Source organism: Agathobaculum sp. NTUH-O15-33, assembly GCF_033193315.1.
Taxonomy (GTDB): domain Bacteria; phylum Bacillota; class Clostridia; order Oscillospirales; family Butyricicoccaceae; genus Agathobaculum; species Agathobaculum faecihominis_A.
Genome location: NZ_CP136187.1, coordinates 303756 through 326184 on the forward strand (window position 1 = coordinate 303756; position 22429 = coordinate 326184).

The following is a 22429-nucleotide window of genomic DNA, read 5'->3' on the forward strand; positions in this document are numbered from 1 at the left end:
AAAAAAGACGCAGGGGGAGCGTGATCACCCCACCCTGCATCATTTATTTTTGTGTTATTTGATTGTCATGACCTGATCGCGCGCGGGACCTACGCCCAGCATCGAGATCGGGCAATCGACGATACGTTCAAGCTCGCGGATATAACTCTGTACAGACTGCGGCAGCTCGCTGAACGAACGGCAGGCGGTGATATCCTCGTCAAAGCCGTCGAATTCCTCATAGATCGGCTTGCAGTGCTCAAGATCGGCAAAGTTCGCGGGGAACTCGGTCAGGCGCTGGCCCTTATAATCGTAAGCGACGCAAACCTTGAGCTTCGGCAGGCCGCGCAGCGGATCGATCTTGTTGATGACCAGTTCGGTCAGGCCGTTGACGCGCACGGCGTAGCGGGCGATGACGGCGTCGAACCAGCCCGTTCTGCGGGGACGGCCGGTCACGGTGCCGAATTCGCCGCCGGCTTTCCGAATGTAATCGCCGGTCTCGTCGAACAGCTCGGTCGGGAAGGGACCCTTGCCGACGCGGGTGGTATAGCTTTTACAGATGCCCATAATATCGCTGATGGCCGTCGGCCCGACGCCGGAGCCAATGCAGCAGCCGCCCGCGACCGGGTGGGACGAGGTGACATAGGGGTAGGTGCCCATGTCCAGATCGAGCAGCGTGCCCTGCGCGCCCTCGAACAGCACCTGCTTGCCCGCCTTGACGGCTTCATAGGTCAGGACCGAGGTATCGCGCACATGCGCGCGCAGCCGGTCGGCATATTCCTTATATTCGCTGAGTACCGCCTCGATATCGAGCGGCTCGCCGCCATAAACGCCGGTGATGACCTTGTTCTTGCGTGCGCAGGCTTCGCGCATCGCTTCTTCAAAGCGTTCGCCGGTGAAATCGTGCATACGTACGCCGATGCGTTCAGCCTTGTCCATGTAGGTGGGGCCGATGCCCTTCTTGGTGGTGCCGATATCGTCCCCGCCGCGCGCCTTTTCGGAAAGCGCGTCCAGTTCGAGGTGCCACGGCAGGATGCAGTGGCAGCGCGCGTCGATATAGAGCCGATCGGTCGATACGCCCTTTTCGGCAAGGCCGTCGATCTCCTTGAGGATGGCGCGCGGATCGACCACCACGCCGGGGCCGATCACGTTTACGCAGTTCGGATACAGAATACCCGAGGGGATGAGCTGTAATTTATAGGTTTCGCCCTCCACCACGACGGTGTGGCCGGCGTTGTTGCCGCCTTGGCTGCGCACGACCAGATCGGCCTGCGCGGCAAAAATATCGATAAACTTGCCTTTGCCTTCATCGCCCCACTGGGCGCCTAATATCACTTTTCCGGGCATTGTATCCCATTCCTTTCCTATGCAGTGCGCGCTTTGCCGCGCCATACGGTTAAAGTATAACATACCGGGCCGCTTTGTTCAATGCCGTTTTGTGATGCTTTTGCAAACAAAACGAAAGAAAACAGAGAAGCGGTCCGGCGGGTGAAAAAATACGCGCTAGTTAAACGCTTCGTCCTCGCTCGCGGCGAACATGTGCTCGACACGGTCGCGCAGCAGGGGATAGGCGGCAAGCGCGGGGTCTTCCGCAAGCAGGGCCTCGGCTTCCTCGCGCGCGTGCTGCATCAGCGTTAGATCGCCCGCGAGGTCGGCCACGTGCAGCGCGGGCAGGCCGTGCTGGCGGCGGCCGAAAAAGTCGCCCGGCCCGCGCAGCGCAAGGTCGGATCGGGCAATTTCAAACCCGTCGGCGGTTTGGCACAGAATCTTCAGGCGCTCGCGCGCGGGTTGCCCCTTGTCCGCGCCGAAAAAGACGCAGTAGCTTTGCCGCGTGCCGCGTCCGACGCGGCCGCGCAGCTGGTGCAGCTGGGAAAGGCCGAAGCGGTCCGCGTCCTCCACCACCATCAGGTTGGCGTTCGGCACGTCCACGCCGACCTCGATCACCGTGGTGGCGACCAGAATATCGTATGCCCCGGCGGCAAAATCACGCATGGTTTGATCTTTGTCCGCGTTTTTCATACGGCCGTGCAGCACGGCGACGCGGCGGTGGGGCAGGGCCTTTTGCAGGTCGCGCGCGTGCTGCTCCGCGCTTTTCAGGTTGGTCTCGCCTTCCTCTACAAGGGGGCACACCACATAGGCTTGCCCGCCTTCGGCGATCTGCTTATCGATGAATTTGGTGATGCGGGCGCGCATGTGCTCGCCCACGGCGTAGGTCTCAATAGGCGTACGGCCGGGCGGCAGCTCGTCCAGCACGGAAACGTCCAGATCGCCGTACATGATCAGGGCGAGCGTGCGCGGGATGGGCGTGGCCGACATGACCAGCGTGTGCGGCGTTTGCCCCTTGGCCGCGAGGGCCGCGCGCTGCGCCACGCCGAACCGGTGCTGTTCGTCCGCGATGACCGCGCCGAGCCTGTGGAAGGTGACGCTCTGCTGGATGAGGGCGTGCGTGCCGATCACGACCTGCGCCTGACCGCTTTCGATACGGGAAAGCGCCTGCCGCTTTTGCGCCGCGCCCATGGAACCGGTCAGCAGGGTAACCGTGATATTCAGTGGGGCAAGCATTTTAACGAGCGTTTCCGCGTGCTGGGCGGCCAAGATCTCGGTCGGCGCCATAAAAGCGGCTTGATATCCGTTTGCGGCGGCCAGCGCGCACAGCGCGGCGGCCACCAGCGTTTTGCCGGAGCCGACATCGCCCTGCAAGAGACGGTTCATCGGGCGGCCGGAGGCGCAGTCCGCGGCGATCTCGTCGATCGCGCGGCGCTGCGCGCCGGTCGGCGCAAAGGGCAGGGCGGAGAGGAACGCGCGCAGTCCGTCCGCGCCAAAGGGGATGCCGTTGTCCGCGCGGCGGCGTTCTTTTAGCTGCTGCAAGCCGCAGCAGAGCAAAAACAGCTCTTCAAAGATCATGCGGCGGCGCGCGTCCTCCACATCCTGCTGCGTTTTAGGGCGGTGGATAGCGGCGAGCGCGTCGGCTGAGTCGATCAGCCGGTACTTGGCGCGAAGCAGCTGGGGCAGTGGATCGGGCCAATCGCCCGCGACGGCGGCGAGCGCCGCCTCGGTCACATGCAGCATATCGCGCTGGGATATGCCGGAGGAAAGCGGATAAATGGGCACGATACGGCCCGGCGACTCGCCCGAGGCAGGCACAGGATCGGCCGCGGGCGATACCATGGTACGCGCGCGGCCAGTACCCGTCACCCGGCCGCAAAAGAGGTACTCCTGACCCTCCCGCAGCGTGGCGGCGGCATATTTATTGTTAAAATAGGTAATGTTAAGCGTACCCGTTTCATCGAACACGGTCAGCTTGGTTAGGTCGAGCCCACGGCGAATGCGGCGAAACGCGGGCGCGGTGCCCACGACGGCGCGCACACAGTACTTGTCCTCCGCCGTGACGCCGGAAATCGGGGTGATTTTGGTGCGGTCCTCATAATCTCGCGGATAGGTCAGCAGCGCGTCGCGCAGCGTGCGGATATGCAGTTTTTGAAACAGACCGGCCTTTTTTGGGCCCAACGCCCTTGGCCGCTGTGATAAAATCGGAAAGTGCGGGCAATTTTGCACACCACCCTTCGGGGAATTAGTAGTTAGGAATTAGGAATTAGTAATTAAGGCTGCGCGCTATGCGTGTGCAAAACCGTAGCGGCCAATTACAAATTACTAACTACTAATTCCTAATTATTCTTAGTATTCCCGGTAAACCGCCTTGACGACGCCAAGGATTTGGCAGCCGTTGCCGTCGATCGGCGAATAGGCGGGGTTTTCGGGCAGCAGCCATACGCCGTCCGGCGTGATGGAAAGCGTTTTACAGGTCGCTTCATCCTCCAACAGGGCGATGACGATGTCGCCGTTTCGCGCGACCGCGTCCTGACGGACGATGACAAGGTCGCCGTCCAGAATACCCGCGCCGATCATGGATTCGCCGCGGATGCGCAGCGCGTAATATTGGCCGCCCGCCGCGGCGGGCTCGAACGGTACAAAGCCGATGTTTTCCTCCACGGCTAAAATAGGCGCGCCGGCGGTGACGCGGCCCAGAATGGGCACGCGCGGCACCATGGAAGGCCCGCCCGTGGGAGATAGCGCGCGGGATTTGCGGTCGTCGGATTCAAGGTAGCCCGCTTCGCGCAGCTTTTTTAAATGGGCGTGCACGGTGGAGGGCGAGTGCAGATCCATTTCGGAGCAGATTTCGCGCACCGAGGGCGGGTAGCCGTGCTCCAGCGAAAATTCGCTGATAAAATCAAGGATCCTTTGCTGTTTGGCGGATATTTTCTTCATCATATCGTGCTCTCCCCAGTCATGGTTAAAAGGAAACATACGTTCGGTTATTCTTTATTATACCGCGCGTTTTACAAAAAAGCAAACAAATGTTTGCGATATGCGTTTAAATCGCGGGAAACCTGCCGGATCTTTACGCTGCGGCGGGTTTCGAGCGAACTCTTCCTTGTATTTCCGGGCGTTTTGATATAAAATAGGAAATAGTATAAGCATAGAGGTAGGATCCATCGCACGTAGGAGGGTTTGTTTATGACCATTAAGACCGATCTCGGATATATCGAAATCACAAACGAGGTGCTGGCCGGCATCGCCGGCTTCGCGGCGTCCAGCTGCTTCGGCGTCAAGGGCATGACCATGCGCTCGGTGACCGATGGGCTGGCCCATCTGCTCCGGCTGGAAAACCAGTCGCGCGGGGTGCGTGTCGCGGAAGCGCCGGACGGCGGCGTGGGTATCGATCTGCATATCGCGGTCGAACACGGCGTCAATATCGCTACGGTGTGCCGCTCTATCATCGGCGAGGTGCGCTATCATGTGGAACGCCTGACCGGCGTGGACGTAAAAAACGTCGATATCTATGTCGAAAGCATCAAAGCCGATTAAAGGGAGAGAAGCCGATCATGTCAGATAAAAAAATCACGGGCGAGCTATTTTGCAGCATGGTGACCGAAGGCGCGCTCGCAATCGCCGAAAAGAAGGAGCAGGTCAACGAGCTGAACGTGTTCCCCGTGCCGGACGGCGATACGGGCACCAACATGTCGCTGACCATGGCCTCCGCGATGGAGGCGGTGGCAAAGCTGTCCGCGCCCACGCTCGGCAAGGCGGCGGAAACGACCGCCTCCGCGCTGCTGCGTGGCGCGCGCGGCAATTCGGGCGTTATTCTTTCGCTTTTATTCCGCGGCGTGGCAAAGCGCCTGCACGACCTGAACGAGGCGGACGGCTGCGATTTTGCCCTTGCCCTGCGCGAGGGTGTGGAGGCCGCCTATAAAGCCGTGATGAAACCGGCGGAGGGCACCATCCTCACCGTGTCCCGCGTCGCGGCGCAGTTTGCGGTAGAGCAGTGTCAGGCCGAAGCCGACCTGCCTGCGGAAAAGGTGTTTGAGGCCGTACTCGAACGCGGCAAGACCGCGCTCGAAGAGACCGTGCACCAAAACCCCGTTCTCGAAAAGGCCGGCGTGGTGGACGCGGGCGGCTTTGGCCTGCTCACCATTTGGGAAGGCATGTTCGACGCGCTGCGCGGCATCCATAAGGAACGCCAGACCGCCGCGCCGACCAAGGCCGCCGCGGATTTCGGCGCGATTTCGGAACAGGATATCACGTTCACCTATTGCACCGAGTTTATCGCGGAGCGCCGCGACAAGGCGCGCAACGTTGGCCGCATGCGCTCCATCCTGAGCGAGCTGGGCGACAGTCTGGTCGTCGTGGAGGACGAGGAGATCGTCAAGGTGCACGTCCACACCGACCAGCCGAACAAGGCGCTGGAGGAAGGCCTGAAATTCGGCCCGCTCCTCACCGTGAAGATCGAAAACATGCGCGAGCAGCACACCGCCAAGGTGATTGAGGGCACGGCGGACGCGCCCAAGGAGCGCGTCATCGTGCCGCCTGAAAAGAAATACGGCTTTGTGGCCATCGCCGCGGGCGACGGGCTGAAGGCTGTATTCAGCGATCTTGGCGTGGACGTCGTCGTGCAGGGCGGACAAACCATGAACCCCTCGACGGACGATATCATCCACGCGGTGGACGCGGTGCCGGCTGAGATCGTGTTCGTGCTGCCGAACAATAAAAACATCATCATGGCGGCCGAACAGGCCGTGCATCTGGCGGAGGGCAAAAAGATCGTCGTCGTGCCGACCAAGACCATCCCGCAGGGGATTTCGGCCATGCTCGCCGTCGATACCGAGGGCGAGGAGGGCGCGATCGTCGCCGCCATGCAGGAGGCCGCGCACCATGTGCACAGCGGTCAGGTCACCTATGCCGCGCGCGATTCCGAGTTTGACGGTAAACGCATCAAGCAGGGCGAATACCTTTCTCTGTGCGAGGGCAAGCTGTGCGCTTCCGGCAAGGAAAGCTCGGTGGTGAAAAAGCTCGTGCGCGAGCTTGTCGAGGAAAACAGCGCGTTTGCCACCGTTATTTATGGCGAAGGCGTGAGCGAAGAGGCGGCGATGGAGGTGGAAGCCCTGCTCCGCAAGGAGAACAAGGGGCTGGAGATCTCGGTCATCAACGGCGGACAGCCGGTGTACTACTATATCCTTTCCGTGGAATAAAAGACAAAGGGCAACGAAAACAACATGTCGATATTTGATATCTTTGCAAAAATAGAGCGCGACCGGGAAACGCAGCGGACGCAGCCGATCGAGTGGCTGGTCGTCGGTCTGGGCAATCCCGGCGCCAAGTACGAGGGCACGCGGCACAACGCGGGCTTCCGCGCGCTCGACGGTTACAGCAAAAAGTCCGGCCAGAAGATCGACCGGATGAAGTTTAAGGCCCTCGTGGGCGAGGGCGCGCTCGGCGGCAAACGGGTGCTGTTCGTCAAGCCGCAGACCTTTATGAACCTTTCCGGCGAGGCCGTGCGGGATGCCGCCGCGTTTTATCAGGTGCCGCCCGAGCGCGTGATCGTCCTTTCGGATGATGTTTCGCTCGATGTAGGCACGCTGCGCATCCGGCCCAAGGGCTCCGCGGGCGGGCAAAACGGGCTGAAAAACATCATTTACCACCTGAAAAGCGAGGAGTTTCCCCGCGTCAAGATCGGCGTGGGGCACAAGCCGCACCCGGAGTACGATCTGGCGGATTGGGTGCTGTCCCGCTTTGGCGCGGAGGAGCAAAAGGCCATCGATAAGGCCTGCGCGGACGCGGTGGAAGCCGCGGCCTGCATCATTGCAGAAGGCTGTCCCGCCGCCGCGCAAAAATTCAACGGCAAACGAATGTAGTAACAACCAAAAAGCGCCTCGGACGAAAGCTAAAAAGCTTTTGCCCGAGGCGCTTTTTAAAAAGAAGAGAGAAAGAGAAGAAGAGCCGGATTATACGCCCGCGGTTTCGCGGATGTAATCGCGCGCTATTTTTGCAAAGTCAAGCGCGGTGGGCGTGGCCAAATATTGCTCGGCTTCGACCAGCATCCAGCCTGCAAAGCCGTGGCGGTCAAGAATATCGAACACGGTCTTAAAATCGACCGCGCCCTCGTCCCCGGGCACGGTGAAAATACCAAGCTTGACCGCGTTGTTAAAATCGATGCCGAACGCGCGCACGACCTGCAATACGAGCGGGCGTATGTTTTTCAGGTGCACATACTGGATGCGATCGGCAAAATGATCGTAGAACGTGGGGATGTCCACGCCGCAGAAGCACAGGTGTCCGGTATCCGCCAGCAGGTTGACATAGGCGGGATCGGTCATATCGCACAGCTTTTGCGTTTCCTCATACGTTTCCACGCAGGTCCCGGTGTGCACGTGATAGACGAGGCGCAGCCCGTTGTCCTTGCAAAAGCGGCCCGCCTGATTCAGTCCGTCCGTAAAAAGCTTCCATTCCTCTTCGTTTAGCTTTTGCACGCCCTTGGTCGCGCGGTATTCGCGCGGGTCCCAGCAGGAGGAATTGGTGCCTTCCGCCGCAATCACATATTGCGCGCCCATATCGAGGAAAAACTTCGCCTTTTCCTTGAGCGCTTCAAAGTATTCGTCGCGCAGCTCGCGGCAGGCGAACATCGTATCGCACCAGCCGGAGGTGAGCTGTAGGCCGCGCTTGTCAAATTCGGGCCGCAGCGTCTTGGCGTCGCGGGGAAATTTGCGGCTGTTTTCAATACCGGCGTAGCCCGCGGCGGCCGCTTGATCGATAATATCGTAGAAAGAGTAGCCGTCGCCCAGCAGCGGATCGGTCATATCGTCGTTGCACCAGTTGATCGGATGCACGCCGATCTGTACGTTTTTCATTATTTGTCTCGTCCTTTCACTTGCTCAAATACCGGCGCACATACTCGGTTACCTTTTTAATGTAGATCTTTTCGTCCTGTTCGCCCTCGTACTCGATGGACAGCGTGCCGTCGAATCCGGCGGCAGTCAGGATATCGAGGATCGCGGGCAGGTCGTACAGGGTGTCGTGGCCGTCCTCCGCCACCTCGTTGATTTTCAGGTGGGCGTGCGCGGCGACGAGCTGCACGGTGGCGCGAATACCGTCCAAACCGTCCACGTAGTTACCGGTATCGAGCAGCAGGCTCAGGTTGTCGCGGTTTGTCTGTCCAAACAGCCGCAGCACATCCTTGGAAGCGGAAAGGAAGCCGCCGTGGTTATGGTTTTCAATGACGATGGACAAATCGAGCGCCTTAGCATAGTCGCAGAGCTCCTGTACACACGCGACCATTTCCGCCCAAGCGGTTTCTGGTTTCAGTACGGCGGGCCCCTTTTTATGGATCTCGGGATCGGGACCGCCCATCCAGCCCGCGAACAGGCGAAAATGCGGGCTGCCGAGCGCCTTGCCGATGGGCATCCACGCCTTGGCGCGCTCCACCTGCGCGCGGTTCTGCTCGGGCGTCGGGTAGCCGAAGCTGCAATCAAAGGCGATATTGCACACGCGCAGCCGCTTTTTGTCAAAATAGGCTTTCAGGCTTTCGATATACGCGGGATCGGTCGATGCAAAATGCTTATCCTCTACCTCAATGAAAGAAATGCCCAGCTCCTCGGCGCAGTAATCGGCAAAATCAAACAGCGTGCACTGGTTCTGCATAAAAAGGTGGTCGAGAGACTGGGAGCTGCAACTGATTTTCATATTTATACTCCTATCACGCATCGAACCGGATGATCGAGCCGCCTGCCTTGGCGGATTCGTAGCAGGCTTCGATCAGTTCAACTACCTTGTATCCGTCGTCCACGCTGTTTTGGGGCGAAGCGCCGCCGAAAATGCATTCGTTAAACATATGGTCGTGCATTTGCGCGTAGCCCCATTTCACATTGTGCTCCAACGTGGCATACTGCTTGCCCTCCACCACCGCGCCGAGGCCGGAGGAATATCGGTAACTGTCCAGCTCCTCGGTGATCACGCTTTTGTGATCGCCGACGACCTGCACCCGCTCGAAGGGCGAGATCCACGAGGCGTGCCCGCAGGTGGAAATGACGCCGAACGCGCCGCTTTTGAATTTCAGCTGCACGGCAAAGTTGTCCTCGATGGGGTAGAACGACGCTTCGCCGAGCGCGCGCAGCTCGGTGATATCGCCCAGCAGATAGCGGGCCATATCCAGAAAGTGCACGGTGGTGTCATACATGAAGCCGCCGGTCATGGCGATGTCGGTCAGCCACGCGGGATTTTGCATATCGCCGTCGTTTTGGATGATGTTGACGTTCGCAGGTTTGAAGTCCGGCTGGCTGACCGTGCGCTTCGCTTCCAGATAAACGGGCGCGAAACGCCTGTTGTAGCCGACGAACACGTGCAGGCCGGTTTGGGCCTGCAAGGCGCGGATATGCTCCGCGTCCTTGAGCTCGGTCGCCAGCGGCTTTTCGACAAAAACATGCTTGCCGGCTTGCAGCGCCGCGACGCAAAGCGGACCGTGCGAGGTATTGGGCACGGTGATAAACACCATGTCCGCTTCGGAGGCAAGCAGCGCTTCGACCGAATCAAAGGCGGCGCAGCCAAAGGCGGCGGCGGCCTCTTTCGCGCGGGCAACGTTCATGTCGGTCATGCCATAGAGTTCTAGGCGTGGGTTGGATTGGATCAGGCCCGCGTGGAGCCGGCCCATGTTGCCTACGCCGATAATGCCAATTTTCATAATGTTACTACCTTCCTGAAATAAAATATCGTAATCGTGAAGCGTTCCGTGCTTTTACGGCAGCAGCTTATAATCCGGCATGGAATCAAACAGCTGAAAGCCTTTAAAGGCTTCCGCGTATCGGAAACCGGCCTGCATGCCGCGGAATTTTCCCTGCACCTCAAGCATTTCCTCCCAAGAGGTTTCCGCCGTGAGCTGTGAGCGGTGGCACAGCAAAGCTTGCCTTTTGGTTTCAAATTGGTCTGTGATATCTACGAAAGCGGTGGGCATCGGCCCGACGCCGGCATAGGTATCCATCAGAAAAACGGTGGGCTGCCGTTGGAGCGCCGGCGTTTGCACACGCACGTTTTCCAGCGGAAGATAGACGATGCTATCCTGTACGATTGCTCCGACCGTGTGGTGATCGACGTTTCCGTCGCAAGGATCATGCGTTAAAATCACATCGGGCTGCGCGCGGCGCATGGCGTCGATCATGAGGCGGCGGGTGTCTCGGTCGTTGAACAGCTCCCCGTCGTCCAAACGCAAAAACTGTACCGCTGCGGGATACAGGCTTGCCGCCGCAAGCTGCTCTTTTTCACGGCGGGCGATCAATTCCTGATCGTCCACTTTACAGTGCGTCCCTGTCCGGCCGTTTGTGGCGACGAGGATGGACACGGTATGGCCTTGCTCCGCATATTTTTTCAAGGTGCCGCCGCACCACAGGTCGGCGTCGTCCGGATGGGCCACAACTGCAAGCACATTCATGGGATTTCCCTCCTAATGCAGTGTTGTTTATTGCAAATAGTCCTTTACATTTTCCTTTGTAATGGGTTCAAATGGAATGTAGGTATCCTCTACGGACTCGCCTTTAGCCAGCTTGCTTGCCATTTCGGCGCAGGCCTTGGCCTGTGCGTTTGCGTTCTGGTAGGCGCTCATCACCATTTCGCCCGCGTCGATCGCCTGCAGCGCGTCGTCCACTGCGTCAACGCCGAGCACCATGACGCCGTCCAGCCGCCGCGCGCCCTTGAGCGCTTCGACGGCGCCCAAAGCCATCTGATCGTTTGCGCATACAATGGCGTCGAACTGATCGAAACTTTGAATCCAGTCCTCTGCGATCTGCATGCCCTTGGCGCGGTCGTAGTTGCCGTCCTGCTCGGATAGGATCGTCACATCGGGCCGCTTTTCTCCCAGTAGATTCTTAAAACCGTTCATGCGCAGCGTGGTGTGGTTCATACCGAGTGTGCCGGACATATACAGGATGTTGGCGTTTTCCGGCAAGTTTTCGATGCAGTATTCGGCTTGCAGCCGGCCGGCCTCCTCGTCGTTGGAGCCGCAGTATAGGTAGTCGCCATCCGCTATTTTTGCGCGGAAAGCAATAAATGGGATAGCCGCGTCATTCGCGGCCTTCACCGCGGGCACGAGCGCTTCGTAGTCCAGCGGCAGGGCGATCACGACGTTGACCTTTTGCGCGACAAAGTTCTCAATATCCGCAATCTGCTTTTCAATCTGATTCTGCGCGTCGGATGCTAGCACCTCCATGCCGTCGTACTCCTTGGCGTATTCAAGGAAAAACTCTTTTGTCAAACGGCAGTTGACATCGGAATCGGCCAAGTTTGCATAGCCGACGGTATAGCCGCCGGTGTTTTCTTTTGGGGTATCGTCCGGCGTGTCTGCTGCGGGCGGCGTGGATGAGCAGGCGCCTAGAGAGAGGATGAGCGATAGCGTGGCGGCGATAACGGTGAGTCGTTTCATGGTTGTTTCCTCCATTTTTTTATTTTTCGCGCTTGCCGGCGCGGTTTTTCAAAACGATTTGCTCGTTGATTTTTTGCTTTTCACGTCAATGATAACCGCGATCAGGATGACCAGCCCCTTGACGATCTGTTGATAGTACGCGGAAACGTTCTGCAAATTGAGCATATTGTTGATGATGCCGACGATCAGGCCGCCCGCGATGGTGCCGATAATGCTGCCGGAGCCGCCGCTGAGGCTGATGCCGCCGACCACGCAGGCCGTAATGCCGTCGAATTCATAGCCTACGCCGATGGCCGGCTGGCCGGAGTTGACGCGGGCCATCAGAATGATGCCTGCAAGGCCTACAAAGCAGCCGTTGGTGAGATAGGATAGCATTTTTACCTTTTTCACATTGATGCCGGAGGCGATCGCGGCGCTTTCGTTGCCGCCAATCGCATAAATGTAGCGCCCAAGCGGCCGTCTGCTCATAATAAACCACGTAATGAAAAGGACGATGGCCAAAATGATGACGGGGATGGGGATCAAACCGATATAGCCCTGCCCCAATACGGTCAGCCGGTCGAGATTTGAAATAGGAACGCCATTTGTGAATACCAGGGCAAGCCCGCGCGCGCTGGTTTGCACCGCCAAGGTAACGATAAACGCGGGAATACCATAGCGCGTCAGTACAAAACCGCTGAACAAGCCGCATAGGCCGCCGATCAGGATCGAGGCGAAAATGGCCAGAAGGACGCTGTTCGTCGTTACAAAGACCGAAGTGCCGATGCAGCCCGCCAGCGCAACGACCGAGCCGGGAGAAAGGTCGATGTCGCCGCCGGTAATGACGAGCTGTTCGCCGCAGGCGATCAGCATGATGACGACGATCTGCCGCATGATGTTGGTGATATTGGCTGGGGTAAGGAATTTGCTGTTCAAAAGTGATGAAACCACGATCATCAATAGCAAAATCAGATAAATACCGAATTTACGGAATATTTCTGTAAGCTTTGTTTTGGTTATCGTTGATGCTGCGCTCATTTTTTTATCCCTCCACCTTCGTTGATATCAGTCCCCAAGCGCCATTGTCATGATTTTTTCCTGACTTGCCTCTTCGCGCTGCAATTCCCCCTTCAGCCTTCCTTCGTGCATGACCAAGATCCGGTCGCTCATCCCAAGCACCTCCGGAAGCTCGGAGGATATCATGATGATCGCCATGCCTTTCTTTGCCAACTGGCACATAATCTTGTGAATCTCGGATTTTGCGCCGACGTCGACGCCGCGCGTGGGTTCGTCTAGGATCAACACGTTGATATCGGAGATCAGCCATTTTCCAAGTACGATCTTTTGCTGGTTGCCGCCGCTGAGGGAGTCCGCGCGATTGTTTGCGTCGTTCGTTTTGATGCGCAGCATATCGATGATTTCTTGCGAGCGTTTTGTTTCCTCGCGTTCGCTGAGCGCGATACCGCGGACAAACTCTTGTAAAAAAGCAAGCGTGATATTCTTCTTGATGGACATTCCAAGCACTAGGCCGGACAGCTTTCGGTCCTCGGGGACCATGGCGATGCCGTGCTGGAGCGCGTCCTGCGGCACATGCACGGAAATTGCGCGGCCGTCTAGAAAAAGCTTTCCTTCGCTTGCTTGGTCTAGCCCGAATATACAGCGCATGATCTCCGTGCGCCCTGAGCCGATCAGCCCGGCCACGCCAAGGATCTCGCCGTGCCGTACGGAAAAGCTGATATCCTGAAACACGCCTTTTCTGGAAAGACGCTCTACCCGAAGCGCCTCGCCCTTGATCTCCGCAAATTCCTTGGGGAAAATATCGGTGAGCTCTCGGCCGATCATCATCGATACCACTTGGTTTTTATCAAGTGCCGACGCGGGGCTGCTGCCAATCCATTGTCCATCGCGCAATACTGTGACTTCATCCGCAATGCGGAACAATTCGTCAAGCTTATGCGTGATGTATATAACAGCCGCGCCGTTTTGTTTGAGCTGTTCGATGCATGCAAAAAGGGTATCGACCTCGTTCTCGGTAATGGCCGAGGTGGGCTCGTCCATGACAATGATCTTGGCATTGCAGGAAAGCGCTTTGCAGATCTCCACCAACTGCATGATCGATACGCTGATGTCGCCCATTCGCGTGGTGGGAGGGTATTTGATATTCATGCGCTGCATGTATTCCGCCGCTTTTTCGTACATGGTTTTATAATCGATGCCGCGGCCGTAGGACAAAAGAGGTTCGCGCCCCAAAAATATGTTTTCGGCTATGGAGAGATTGAGGACGGAGCTCAATTCCTGATGAATCATGGCCACGCCATGCGCCGCGGCCTTTTTGGGCGTAAGCGGGCCGGCGTTGACCCCGTCGATCCAAATTTCCCCCTCGTCCGGTTGCATCAGGCCGTCAAGGATCTTCATCAGCGTGGATTTTCCGGCCCCGTTTTCGCCCATCAAAGCATGCACGGTGCCGGGGCGTACCGCAAGATCGACCGATTGCAGCGCCTGTACGCCCGGAAAACCTTTTGTGATATTCTTCATCTCAAGCAAATAACGATCCGACAAAACATTTCCTCCTATCTAAAAAATAATGTTTTTAATTCTATATTTTTTATTTATAACCCGGATTATACGCCTGCATTTCATGTGTGTCAAGAATAAAATCCATATATATTATAAAATATTGCACAATTAATTTTATTAATTGTGCAATATAACATATAAGGCTCGGCGGGATTGTAATAACTGAATAAATTAAAAAAATTATATATTTGTTGTTTAAAACGATTTGTGTTTTTATTTAACAAGTGATATAATGCATTATATTGAGAGTATTTGATAGAACAGGAATTTCTTATTCCTGCCAAGGATGTGATGCTATGCCTAAACGAGTAACACTAAAAGACATTGCGGAAAAAATGGCGGTCTCGCAAAATACCGTCTCCGTGGCCTTGCGCGGAGAGGCCGGCGTAAGCGACCAGCTGCGCGATCAAATTCTCGCCGTCGCACGGGAATTGGGGTATGCGCCGAAGCATGTTTCGGCGCGGCCTTCGGTGCTGATCTGCTCCACCGTAGAAAATTTTAGCGATACCTACTTTTTTTCCGACATGCACCGTTTGCTGCGTGAAAAGATAAAGGTGCGGGGTGGAAAAGCGGTATCGCTGAATCTGGATTCCTCTTATTCGCGGATGGATATCAATCAAATCATACGGCAGAACAATACTTGCGCGGTTGTATTATTGGGCGATTCCAGCGAACAGATCGTATCGTATTTTGCGGAAACGGGGCTTCCGGTTTTATGTTGTAGTTTCTTTTGCCCAACGATTTTAACGGATGTGGTGATCGAGGATAATTTCTCCGGCATTTATCAGCTCGTCAAGCATTTGTATGAGCATAACTACCGGCAGCTGGGTTTTATCGGCAATCCGGATATGTATTTTGCCTTCTTTGAACGGCTAATGTGTTTTCGCAGCATATGCGAGCACTTTTCTCTGGTGTTTGATCCTTCTGTTTGCATCTGCGATTATCCGTTGGATGGACCGATGAGCATCCGCTATATGAAAAAACGGCTTGCGGAGCTTCCGTACATGCCGGAAGCCTTCCTCTGCGCGGACGACCGGACCGCGGTGCTGACCATAAAGGCACTGACGGAATTGCATTATGCTGTGCCGCGCGATATCGCGGTCACTGGCTTTGATAATAGCGAGCTGTCCCGGCTAAGCACACCGACGGTGACGACCATCGATACCGAGATCGAGCTGCAGGCTGAGGCTGCTGTCGCGCGATTGTGGGAAAAAATAAGAAGCCGCGAAACCGAAGATGGGAAATGCGAACGGTTGGTGTTGCCGGTCACCTTTATTTCGGGTGATTCGGTCGATCTTTCGCACAAGATCACGACGGACAGATAAAAAGGCAGCGAGAGCCGCGCTTTGTGTAGCGCGGCTCTCGCTGCCTTTTCATTCCAGTATGTACTTTGCGGACATATCCCTTTGACAGCGATTGTCTTTTACCTTATACTGAACGTGTTCAAAAAATGTTTCGCGGAGGCCACGATGGCGCGCGTAATTTATTGATACGTTGGCAGATAATTTGACAAACCACGCAGAGAGGAAAGAATAATGAAAGTATTGATCGCTTATGCAACGAAATCCGGCGCAAGCCGTGATTGCGCGGAAGCGCTGGCAAGCCGGTTTGAAAACGCCGTGCTCGCGGACCTTTCTAAATCCAGTCCTTCGCTCGAGGGGTTCGACGCGGTCGTCCTCGGTTCCGGTATCCGGATCGGAAGAGCCTACCGCCCGGCGCGGCGCTTTTGGAAAGAAAATCAGACGCGCCTGTTGGAAAAGCCGCTTGCGTTCTATTTCTGCAATGCGGAACCGGAGTCGTTTGAAAAAGCGGTACAGCGGAATATCTCGCAGGAATTGATGGCGCACGCGGTCTGCGTCCGCTCATTTGGCGGTATCCAGCCGTTTTCCAAGTCACAAACCAAAGAATGGATGAACCACGCGGCGATGGAAGAGCTCGCAGCGGCGTTGGGCCAATAAAAAAGAGTCACTACCCATGCGTGGCGTGGGTAGTGGCTCTTTTTTCTCTTCATAGGTCGAATTGCAGCTGGTCCACACGATAGGAGCGCATTTCGCGTTCCGTGATCCGGTCGTCCGGACCGGGCGCACCGAATAGCAGGGGGGAGCTTGGATCGTGTGCCGCCGCGTTGCAAAGGGCGGCGCCGGGGCCGTCGTTTGCATAACAGTACCGGCAGCCGCCGGGGCAGGTGTGGTACGCGCCGATATCGATGCTTTCCACACATCCGCATGCAAGCCGTTGGTTTTTATCCTTTGTAATCGCAAGCGGGCAGTGCAGCAGACGGGTCAACAGCCGGTCGTCGATACAGCGGGCGTGCTGGACGCCGTAGGGCGCTAGCTCCAGTTCTTCGGCGCAGGTATCCATCTCAAGCCCGTAACGGTGCGCGATCTGAACAAGCTCCTTGGCAAGCGCCCGCTGTTCGGCGGGCGGAAAGGCCCGTAAGCGCAGCCCGGCCATGTTTTTCGCCGTGTTCCGGTATTGGTCAAGGAAACTAATGGTGCATTTTCGCGTGTAGGGATGCAGCCGCGCGGCAAACTCTGCAAAGCGGCGCAGGTGATAGGCGGGGGTATAGGCTTCGCTCAAGAAAATGGGGTCATACCGCCAGACGACCCGGTCGGGCCCGATCGTTTGGGCAAGCCGCTGAAAAGCGGGAATCAGGCAAGCATCCTTGTCGGGGATTTGCGGCTCAACATCCGGCCCGTAGGCGGTCAGCGTAAACTGAAAATAGTACATGTAATCGTGCAGCAAGGGCAGCGCATCGAGCATGGGCAGCGGATTTTTCGTCCAGAACACAATGGCGTCCACCACGTCGGGACGCAGGCTGACCCGGCTGATCTGGTGCGGATTCACCGGGTTCCGCGTCAAAACGTAACCAGCCTCAAGCCGGTTGAAAAACCATTTTGCATAATACGCCGGTATGTCGGTGCGGCGGCTCGCGCTGATGATCATGAAGTCCTCTTTCTGTATGGAAAAGCGTGAAGGAGAGAACGAAGGCCGTGTTGGCGCTGGAACGCTCTCCAGAAAATAAAAAAGAAACACCCGGAGGCGTTTCTTTTTTTATGGTGGAGTTGAGGGGGCTCGAACCCATGACCTCTCGCGTGTGAGGCGAACGCTCTGACCAGCTGAGCTACAACTCCGTGCAACAACATTACTATAACAGAATTGCACGGAATTTGCAAGTGCTTTTTTCCAAAAGGCCTTACTGCCGGTCGAGCCGGGAGAGCAATGTGACGATCAGCGCGATCACGATCAGCACGGTGAAAATACCCGCCATGCCCTGCCAAAGCAGGGTGAGGGCCATACCCATATCCGCATTCATTTGGATTTACGCTCCCTTCCTTACATGAAGAACCCGAGGATGACGCCGCCGGCGACGACCGAGGCGATCTGCCCCGCGACGTTCGCGCCCACCGCGTGCATCAGCAGGTGGTTCTGGTGGTCGGCCTCCACGCCGAGTTTTTCGATCACGCGCGCTGACATGGGAAAGGCCGAAATGCCTGCCGCGCCGACCATGGGATTGACCTTGTTCTTGCAAAACAGATTGAGCAGCTTAGCGAACAGCACGCCGCCCACGGAATCGAGTACAAAGGCAAACAGGCCGAGGCAAAGGATGAGCAGCGTTTCTTTGGTGACAAACTGCTCGGCCCGCATCGAGAACGAAATGGTAATGCCGAGCAGCAGCGTGACGAGATTGGCCAGCTCGTGCTGCGCGGTTTCGGATAAGTTATTGAGCACGCCGCATTCGCGGATAAGGTTGCCGAACATCAAAAAGCCGACGAGCGAGACCGACGCGGGCGCGACGATACCGGCGACAAACGATACGACGATGGGAAAGAGGATGCGCGTGCGGCGGCTGACCTGACCGGGCGAATAGGGCATGCGCATGGCCCGCTCCTTTTTCGTCGTGACTAGCTTGATGGCAAAGGGCTGAATAATCGGCACCAGCGCCATGTAAGAATAGGCCGCGACGGCGATTGCGCCCACATAGCGCGATTTCAGCACCTGCGATACCAGAATGGAGGTCGGCCCGTCCGCCGCGCCGATAATGCCGATCGAGGCGGCATCCCGGATATCGAACTGAAGTGCGGTGGCGAGGATGATGGTCAGAAAAATACCGAGCTGCGCCGCCGCGCCGAACAGAAACATTTTGGGGTTCGACAGAAGCGGTCCAAAATCGATCATCGCACCGATGCCGATGAACAGCAGCAGCGGAAACGCCTCGGAAATTTCAATGCCGTTTTCAAACAGCCACTGAATGATGCCGTGCGTCTGCCCGACGCCCTGCGTGACCTGATCGAGCACGCCGGAGGCCGGCAGGTTGACCAAGATCGCGCCGAAGCCCATGGGCAGCAGCAGCGCGGGTTCGTATTGCTTGCCAATGGCAAGGTAGATCAGGATACCGCCCACTACGTACATTACCGCTTGCTGCCATGTGATCGCAAGCAGGCCTTCCCATAAAAACGACATGCGGTTAACCCCCTTAAAGTGTATGTTTCCATTCTTGCCCTGTTCGCGCGGAGTAATCCATAGATTGTAAAAAAACGGCCGTTTCGATAAAAAAAGACCTGCGTTTCCCTAAACGGAAAACGCAGGTCTGGTCGTTTGATGCAAAGCCAGAACGCGATCAAGCCGCGTCCATGCTTGTTGACTTCGCCGCGCGGCGGACCGCGCCGACTACTCCCCTTTGTTTATGGCCGTATCGTACCATGTTTGGCAGCGGTTTGTCAAGTAAAATGTTTTATTTTGGTGTACGTTTTTCCAGCAGCTCGCGGTAATCCTGCACATGCTGCGGTCGGTAATAATAATAGCCTTGCGCCGCGCGGATGCCGGCGCTCCGCGCCAAATCGATCTGCTCCTTTGTTTCCACACCTTCGATGATGGTCGGAATGCCGAGCTGGTCCGCCATAAAGACAAATGAGGTGAGTAGCTGGCCGACGCGGCGTGTTGTCCGGGAACGCTTGGCGATCGAGCGAAGATCGATCTTGAGCGCGCTGATATCGATGCCGCTGAGCACATTGAAGGTGGAAAAGGCGCTGCCGAAATCGTCCAGCAGGATATCGAACCCGCGTTCGCGCAGCGTGCCCACGGTGCGCAGCATGGCCTCGATATCGGGCGTGGAGCCGCTTTCGGTGATTTCAAGGCGAAACAGGGAGAGCGGGATGCGATAGCGGCGGATCAGATCGGATAGCGTATCGAGCAGCTCGGGCCGCTGAATGTCGACGCGTGACAGGTTGACGGATATGGGGAGAACCTCGTAGCCGTCATCGATCTCGCGGCGCAGCTCGCGGCAGGTCTCCTCCCAAACAAAGCAGTCGAGCTTAAAGATGAAGCTGGATTTTTCAAACACGGGCACGAATTCGGAAGGCGGGATAATGCCGCGCTCCGGATGCCGCCAGCGGGCTAACGCTTCGCCGCCCATCACCCGGCCGGTTTCCATATCGCATTTTGGCTGAATGACGATGAAAAACTGCCCTTCCCGCAAGGCCGCGCCCATTTCGCCCACGATAAACTGTTCGCGCAGCACGCCGGCGCGAATCGCATCGCTGTAATACACGCTGCTGTCCAGATAATTTCCTTTGGTGGTCTGCATGGCCATATTGGCGCGGTCAATCATCAGGTCGACGGAAAGGGTGGGATCGGTCACCTCGTACAGGCCGAACCCCACGCGCACTTCATAGTCGGGAAAGTACGGGCCGATCGTGTGGCGGATATATTCGATGATCCCGGTGATGTTTTCCTCGGTGTTTTCGCAGCAGCACGCAAAAATATCCGCGCGGATGCGGCCGAACACGGCCTTGCCTTTGATGTGCCCATGGGTCAGCTCTCGGCTGGTATGCGCCATGCGGCGCAGCAAAGCGTCGCCCTGTTCTATGCCGAACAGATCGTTGACAACCTTAAAACGCTCGATATTGGTCCGGATGATGACATACTGACGCTCGGTATCCTTGGTAATCAGTTCGTGCGCGTGAACGGAAAAACCGTGCTGGTTGTAAATGCCGGTCTGCGGATCGTACTCGCTCAAATATTGCAAGCGGTTGTACATTAAAAGCTCCTGCTCGGCGTCAAGCAGGATGGCGGTGCATAAAAATGTTTGTGCGCTCCTGCGGGTAATGTGCAGCAGCAGGCGGAATAAGTGGTAGCCGCTGTCGCGCAACCGAAGCCGCGCGTAAAAGTCGGCCGAATCCTTTTCGGCCAGCGAACGGATTTGCCGCCGCAGATCGGCCAGATCGTCCGGATGGGTTACATCGTCCTCGCAAAGAACGGTGAGCAGATCGCGGCCGGCGTAATTGCCGTAAAGCAGATCGCCCGGCTCGGAGGAATAGGTGCGCACTCCGGTTTCCGCATCATATTCAGCAAACAGAAGCGCCGCTTGCATACAGTTTTCGCGTAAATAGCTATACTGCTCCATGATACTTTGATCCTGTCCCACAGTGCTCAACACCCTTCGTCATTTATCTACAGAAAAGCTCTTATATTAAGTGTATGAGCGTGGCTGCAATAATGCAAGAGTTTTTTTATGGCTTTGCCAAAATAATTGTTAAAATTCAACAGTTTACTGTAAGGCGCGCCGCGCGCCGCCGAACGGACGGCCTGCGGGCGTATATATGCTGCCGCGAAGCGCCGGTACGCAAGCGGTAAACCGCGTTATAAAATCATGCTACGGCGGTAGAAAAACGTCGTCAAGTCATATTTTGTTTACACTTTCTCTCGTTGACAGGGTACTTGATTTGCGGTATGCTTTTATTAATAAGGATCATCATGCTCTTACCAGAAAACGGAGGCAATTCCATGCGAAAATCGACTGCTTTTGCGTTTGCGCTTTGCGGCACGCTGCTTTTGGTGCTGCTGTTCGTTGGCGCGCGTATGCTGTATATCGGACACCACTCCCAGTCCTTTGAGAAAATCGCGGGCAAGGGGGAACAATTTCAGCTCACGCTGATGGAAAACGACACGCTGATCGCCGAATTGACGGACAGCGCACAGATTGCCGCCGTGACCGATCTGCTGAAAGGCTATACTTACACCGAATACCCGCACTTTTTCCACCCGCGCGATAACGAGCTTTCCGCCAACCGGCTGACCGTTCTGTTTGAAAACGGGCATTCGATCAGCGTCAACGCCGACGGTTATATTTTTGTTAACGACAAGCTGCGTGATGTGGAGGGCGGCAGAGGCAAGGAATTTTATCATCTGCTTTATATCACGTTCTACCCCAATGCGGAGTAAAACGCAAAACGGAGGCTGTTTATGAAAAAACTATTTACGCTTCTGCTCGCGCTGCTGTTTGCGGTCGCGCCGCTCACGGGCTGCGGGGCGGACAGCGTGCCGCCTGCCGCGGACGGCGGAAGCGGCGTTAACACCGGGCTGGATGAAACGGCGGACGAGCCCGCCGCGCAGCCGCCGGCGGACGAAACGCCCGCCCTGCCTTGGGACGAGGCGGATTACCCCGCCGTTACCGGGACCGAGACCATTGTGCGCGGCGAAACCGCGATCGACGAGGAGGGCTGGTACTCCGGTAAGGAGGAGGTCACCCTTTACCTGCTGACCTATGGCCAGCTGCCGCAGAACTTTATCACCAAAAAGGACGCCAAGGAGCTTGGCTGGCCGGGCGGTTCGCTCGAGCCGTACGCGCCGGGCATGTCGATCGGCGGAGACCGCTTCGGCAATTATGAAGGCGCGCTGCCCGAAGCGGACGGCCGGCACTACACGGAATGCGATATCGACACGCAGGGCGCGGAAAAACGCGGCGCCAAGCGCATGATATTTTCAAACGATGGGCTGATCTTCTATACGGAGGATCATTATAAAACGTTTACGCTGTTAATGGGGGAGGTATGAGCCATGCGGGAACTGCTGCTCGACGCGGAACAGATCCACACGCGCCAGCATTTACATGATGCCTTTGCCGGTTTGCTTGGTCTAGGGGAAAGCTATGGCCGCAATCTGGACGCGCTGTACGACGAGTTGACCGTTTGTCCGCGCACCCGGCTGACTCTGCGCCATGCGGAGTCGTTCATCGCAAATCTGGGCAATTACGGCGAACTGGTGCTTCGCGTTTTGGCCGACGCGGCAGTGGAAAACCCGGATTTTGTGTTGGAAATCGCCTAAAAAGCCTATAAAGACCGTTCCGCTGGATTGTGTTTCCGCGAAACGGTC

The 22429-nt window shown here is 56.8% G+C and carries 22 protein-coding genes and 1 tRNA gene; 8 read left to right on the forward strand and 15 right to left on the reverse strand.

All coding sequences use genetic code 11. The annotated features are described in order from the left end of the window. Positions 1-54 precede the first annotated feature (54 nt). The 3 genes from RWV98_RS01545 to lexA all read right to left on the reverse strand — a co-directional run bounded on the left by RWV98_RS01545 (position 55) and on the right by lexA (position 4248). On the reverse strand, positions 55-1326 hold the full coding sequence (locus RWV98_RS01545) for an adenylosuccinate synthase (RefSeq protein WP_280961612.1): 1272 nt from the start codon (positions 1324-1326) through the stop codon (positions 55-57). 156 nt (positions 1327-1482) lie between these two features. Next, positions 1483-3486, reverse strand: a complete 2004-nt coding sequence (gene recG / locus RWV98_RS01550; protein WP_317863322.1) for an ATP-dependent DNA helicase RecG — start codon at positions 3484-3486, stop codon at positions 1483-1485. A 168-nt stretch (positions 3487-3654) separates the two neighbouring features. After that, on the reverse strand, positions 3655-4248 hold the full coding sequence (gene lexA, locus RWV98_RS01555) for a transcriptional repressor LexA (RefSeq protein ID WP_317863324.1): 594 nt from the start codon (positions 4246-4248) through the stop codon (positions 3655-3657). A 246-nt stretch (positions 4249-4494) separates the two neighbouring features. On the opposite strand from lexA, the gene RWV98_RS01560 reads away from it, so the two are divergent. Genes RWV98_RS01560 through pth form a run of 3 tightly spaced genes read left to right on the forward strand, consistent with a single transcriptional unit; the run spans position 4495 to position 7169 of the window. Continuing rightward, positions 4495-4845, forward strand: a complete 351-nt coding sequence (locus tag RWV98_RS01560) for an Asp23/Gls24 family envelope stress response protein (protein WP_280961568.1) — start codon at positions 4495-4497, stop codon at positions 4843-4845. 17 nt (positions 4846-4862) lie between these two features. Next, complete coding sequence (locus RWV98_RS01565) at positions 4863-6506, forward strand: DAK2 domain-containing protein (RefSeq protein WP_317863326.1); 1644 nt, start codon at positions 4863-4865, stop codon at positions 6504-6506. Positions 6507-6530: 24 nt separating this feature from the next. Then, positions 6531-7169 carry an aminoacyl-tRNA hydrolase gene (gene pth / locus RWV98_RS01570; RefSeq protein WP_280961570.1) on the forward strand — a complete coding sequence of 213 codons (639 nt, stop codon included), beginning with the start codon at positions 6531-6533 and terminating at the stop codon, positions 7167-7169. A gap of 90 nt (positions 7170-7259) precedes the next feature. Here the strand turns inward: pth and iolE are convergent, their stop codons facing one another. Genes iolE through RWV98_RS01605 form a run of 7 tightly spaced genes read right to left on the reverse strand, consistent with a single transcriptional unit; the run spans position 7260 to position 14257 of the window. Then, a complete protein-coding gene (gene iolE, locus RWV98_RS01575) occupies positions 7260-8162 on the reverse strand; it encodes a myo-inosose-2 dehydratase (RefSeq protein WP_317863329.1) in 903 nt (300 codons plus the stop codon). A 16-nt stretch (positions 8163-8178) separates the two neighbouring features. Then, a complete protein-coding gene (locus RWV98_RS01580; protein WP_317863331.1) occupies positions 8179-8994 on the reverse strand; it encodes a sugar phosphate isomerase/epimerase family protein in 816 nt (271 codons plus the stop codon). A 13-nt stretch (positions 8995-9007) separates the two neighbouring features. Continuing rightward, a complete protein-coding gene (locus RWV98_RS01585; protein ID WP_280961573.1) occupies positions 9008-9988 on the reverse strand; it encodes a Gfo/Idh/MocA family protein in 981 nt (326 codons plus the stop codon). 54 nt (positions 9989-10042) lie between these two features. Further along, the gene (locus RWV98_RS01590; RefSeq protein WP_317863332.1) at positions 10043-10732 is read right to left on the reverse strand and encodes a PIG-L deacetylase family protein; all 690 of its coding nucleotides are present in this window, start codon (positions 10730-10732) and stop codon (positions 10043-10045) included. A 27-nt stretch (positions 10733-10759) separates the two neighbouring features. Continuing rightward, positions 10760-11719 carry a sugar ABC transporter substrate-binding protein gene (locus RWV98_RS01595; protein WP_280961575.1) on the reverse strand — a complete coding sequence of 320 codons (960 nt, stop codon included), beginning with the start codon at positions 11717-11719 and terminating at the stop codon, positions 10760-10762. A 48-nt stretch (positions 11720-11767) separates the two neighbouring features. Beyond that, positions 11768-12736, reverse strand: coding sequence for an ABC transporter permease (locus RWV98_RS01600; protein WP_280961576.1), 969 nt, complete (start codon positions 12734-12736; stop codon positions 11768-11770). A gap of 27 nt (positions 12737-12763) precedes the next feature. Further along, positions 12764-14257 (reverse strand): sugar ABC transporter ATP-binding protein, encoded by a 1494-nt coding sequence (locus RWV98_RS01605; protein WP_317863334.1) that lies wholly within the window; start codon positions 14255-14257, stop codon positions 12764-12766. A gap of 314 nt (positions 14258-14571) precedes the next feature. Between RWV98_RS01605 and RWV98_RS01610 the strand changes: the two genes are divergently transcribed. After that, positions 14572-15600, forward strand: a complete 1029-nt coding sequence (locus tag RWV98_RS01610; RefSeq protein ID WP_280961578.1) for a LacI family DNA-binding transcriptional regulator — start codon at positions 14572-14574, stop codon at positions 15598-15600. 210 nt (positions 15601-15810) lie between these two features. Further along, a complete protein-coding gene (locus RWV98_RS01615) occupies positions 15811-16233 on the forward strand; it encodes a flavodoxin domain-containing protein (protein WP_317863337.1) in 423 nt (140 codons plus the stop codon). A gap of 49 nt (positions 16234-16282) precedes the next feature. Here the strand turns inward: RWV98_RS01615 and RWV98_RS01620 are convergent, their stop codons facing one another. The 5 genes from RWV98_RS01620 to RWV98_RS01640 all read right to left on the reverse strand — a co-directional run bounded on the left by RWV98_RS01620 (position 16283) and on the right by RWV98_RS01640 (position 20681). Continuing rightward, a complete protein-coding gene (locus RWV98_RS01620) occupies positions 16283-17221 on the reverse strand; it encodes a DUF1848 domain-containing protein (RefSeq protein ID WP_317863339.1) in 939 nt (312 codons plus the stop codon). A gap of 111 nt (positions 17222-17332) precedes the next feature. Beyond that, positions 17333-17409 (reverse strand) — tRNA-Val (locus RWV98_RS01625). Between the two features lie 62 nt (positions 17410-17471). Further along, entirely contained in the window at positions 17472-17591 is a 120-nt protein-coding gene (locus RWV98_RS01630) for an OadG-related small transporter subunit (protein WP_280961581.1), read from the reverse strand. Positions 17592-17611: 20 nt separating this feature from the next. Then, positions 17612-18739, reverse strand: a complete 1128-nt coding sequence (locus tag RWV98_RS01635; protein WP_317863341.1) for a sodium ion-translocating decarboxylase subunit beta — start codon at positions 18737-18739, stop codon at positions 17612-17614. A gap of 271 nt (positions 18740-19010) precedes the next feature. After that, positions 19011-20681 (reverse strand): GGDEF domain-containing phosphodiesterase, encoded by a 1671-nt coding sequence (locus RWV98_RS01640; RefSeq protein ID WP_317863343.1) that lies wholly within the window; start codon positions 20679-20681, stop codon positions 19011-19013. A 380-nt stretch (positions 20682-21061) separates the two neighbouring features. On the opposite strand from RWV98_RS01640, the gene RWV98_RS01645 reads away from it, so the two are divergent. From RWV98_RS01645 to RWV98_RS01655, 3 genes are read left to right on the forward strand one after another with little or no spacing between them, the layout of a single operon-like run. Then, positions 21062-21499, forward strand: a complete 438-nt coding sequence (locus RWV98_RS01645) for a hypothetical protein (protein ID WP_317863344.1) — start codon at positions 21062-21064, stop codon at positions 21497-21499. A gap of 21 nt (positions 21500-21520) precedes the next feature. Continuing rightward, positions 21521-22111, forward strand: coding sequence for a ribonuclease domain-containing protein (locus tag RWV98_RS01650; RefSeq protein WP_280961585.1), 591 nt, complete (start codon positions 21521-21523; stop codon positions 22109-22111). 3 nt (positions 22112-22114) lie between these two features. Further along, positions 22115-22381 (forward strand): barstar family protein, encoded by a 267-nt coding sequence (locus RWV98_RS01655; protein WP_280961586.1) that lies wholly within the window; start codon positions 22115-22117, stop codon positions 22379-22381. The last annotated feature ends 48 nt before the right edge of the window (positions 22382-22429 follow it).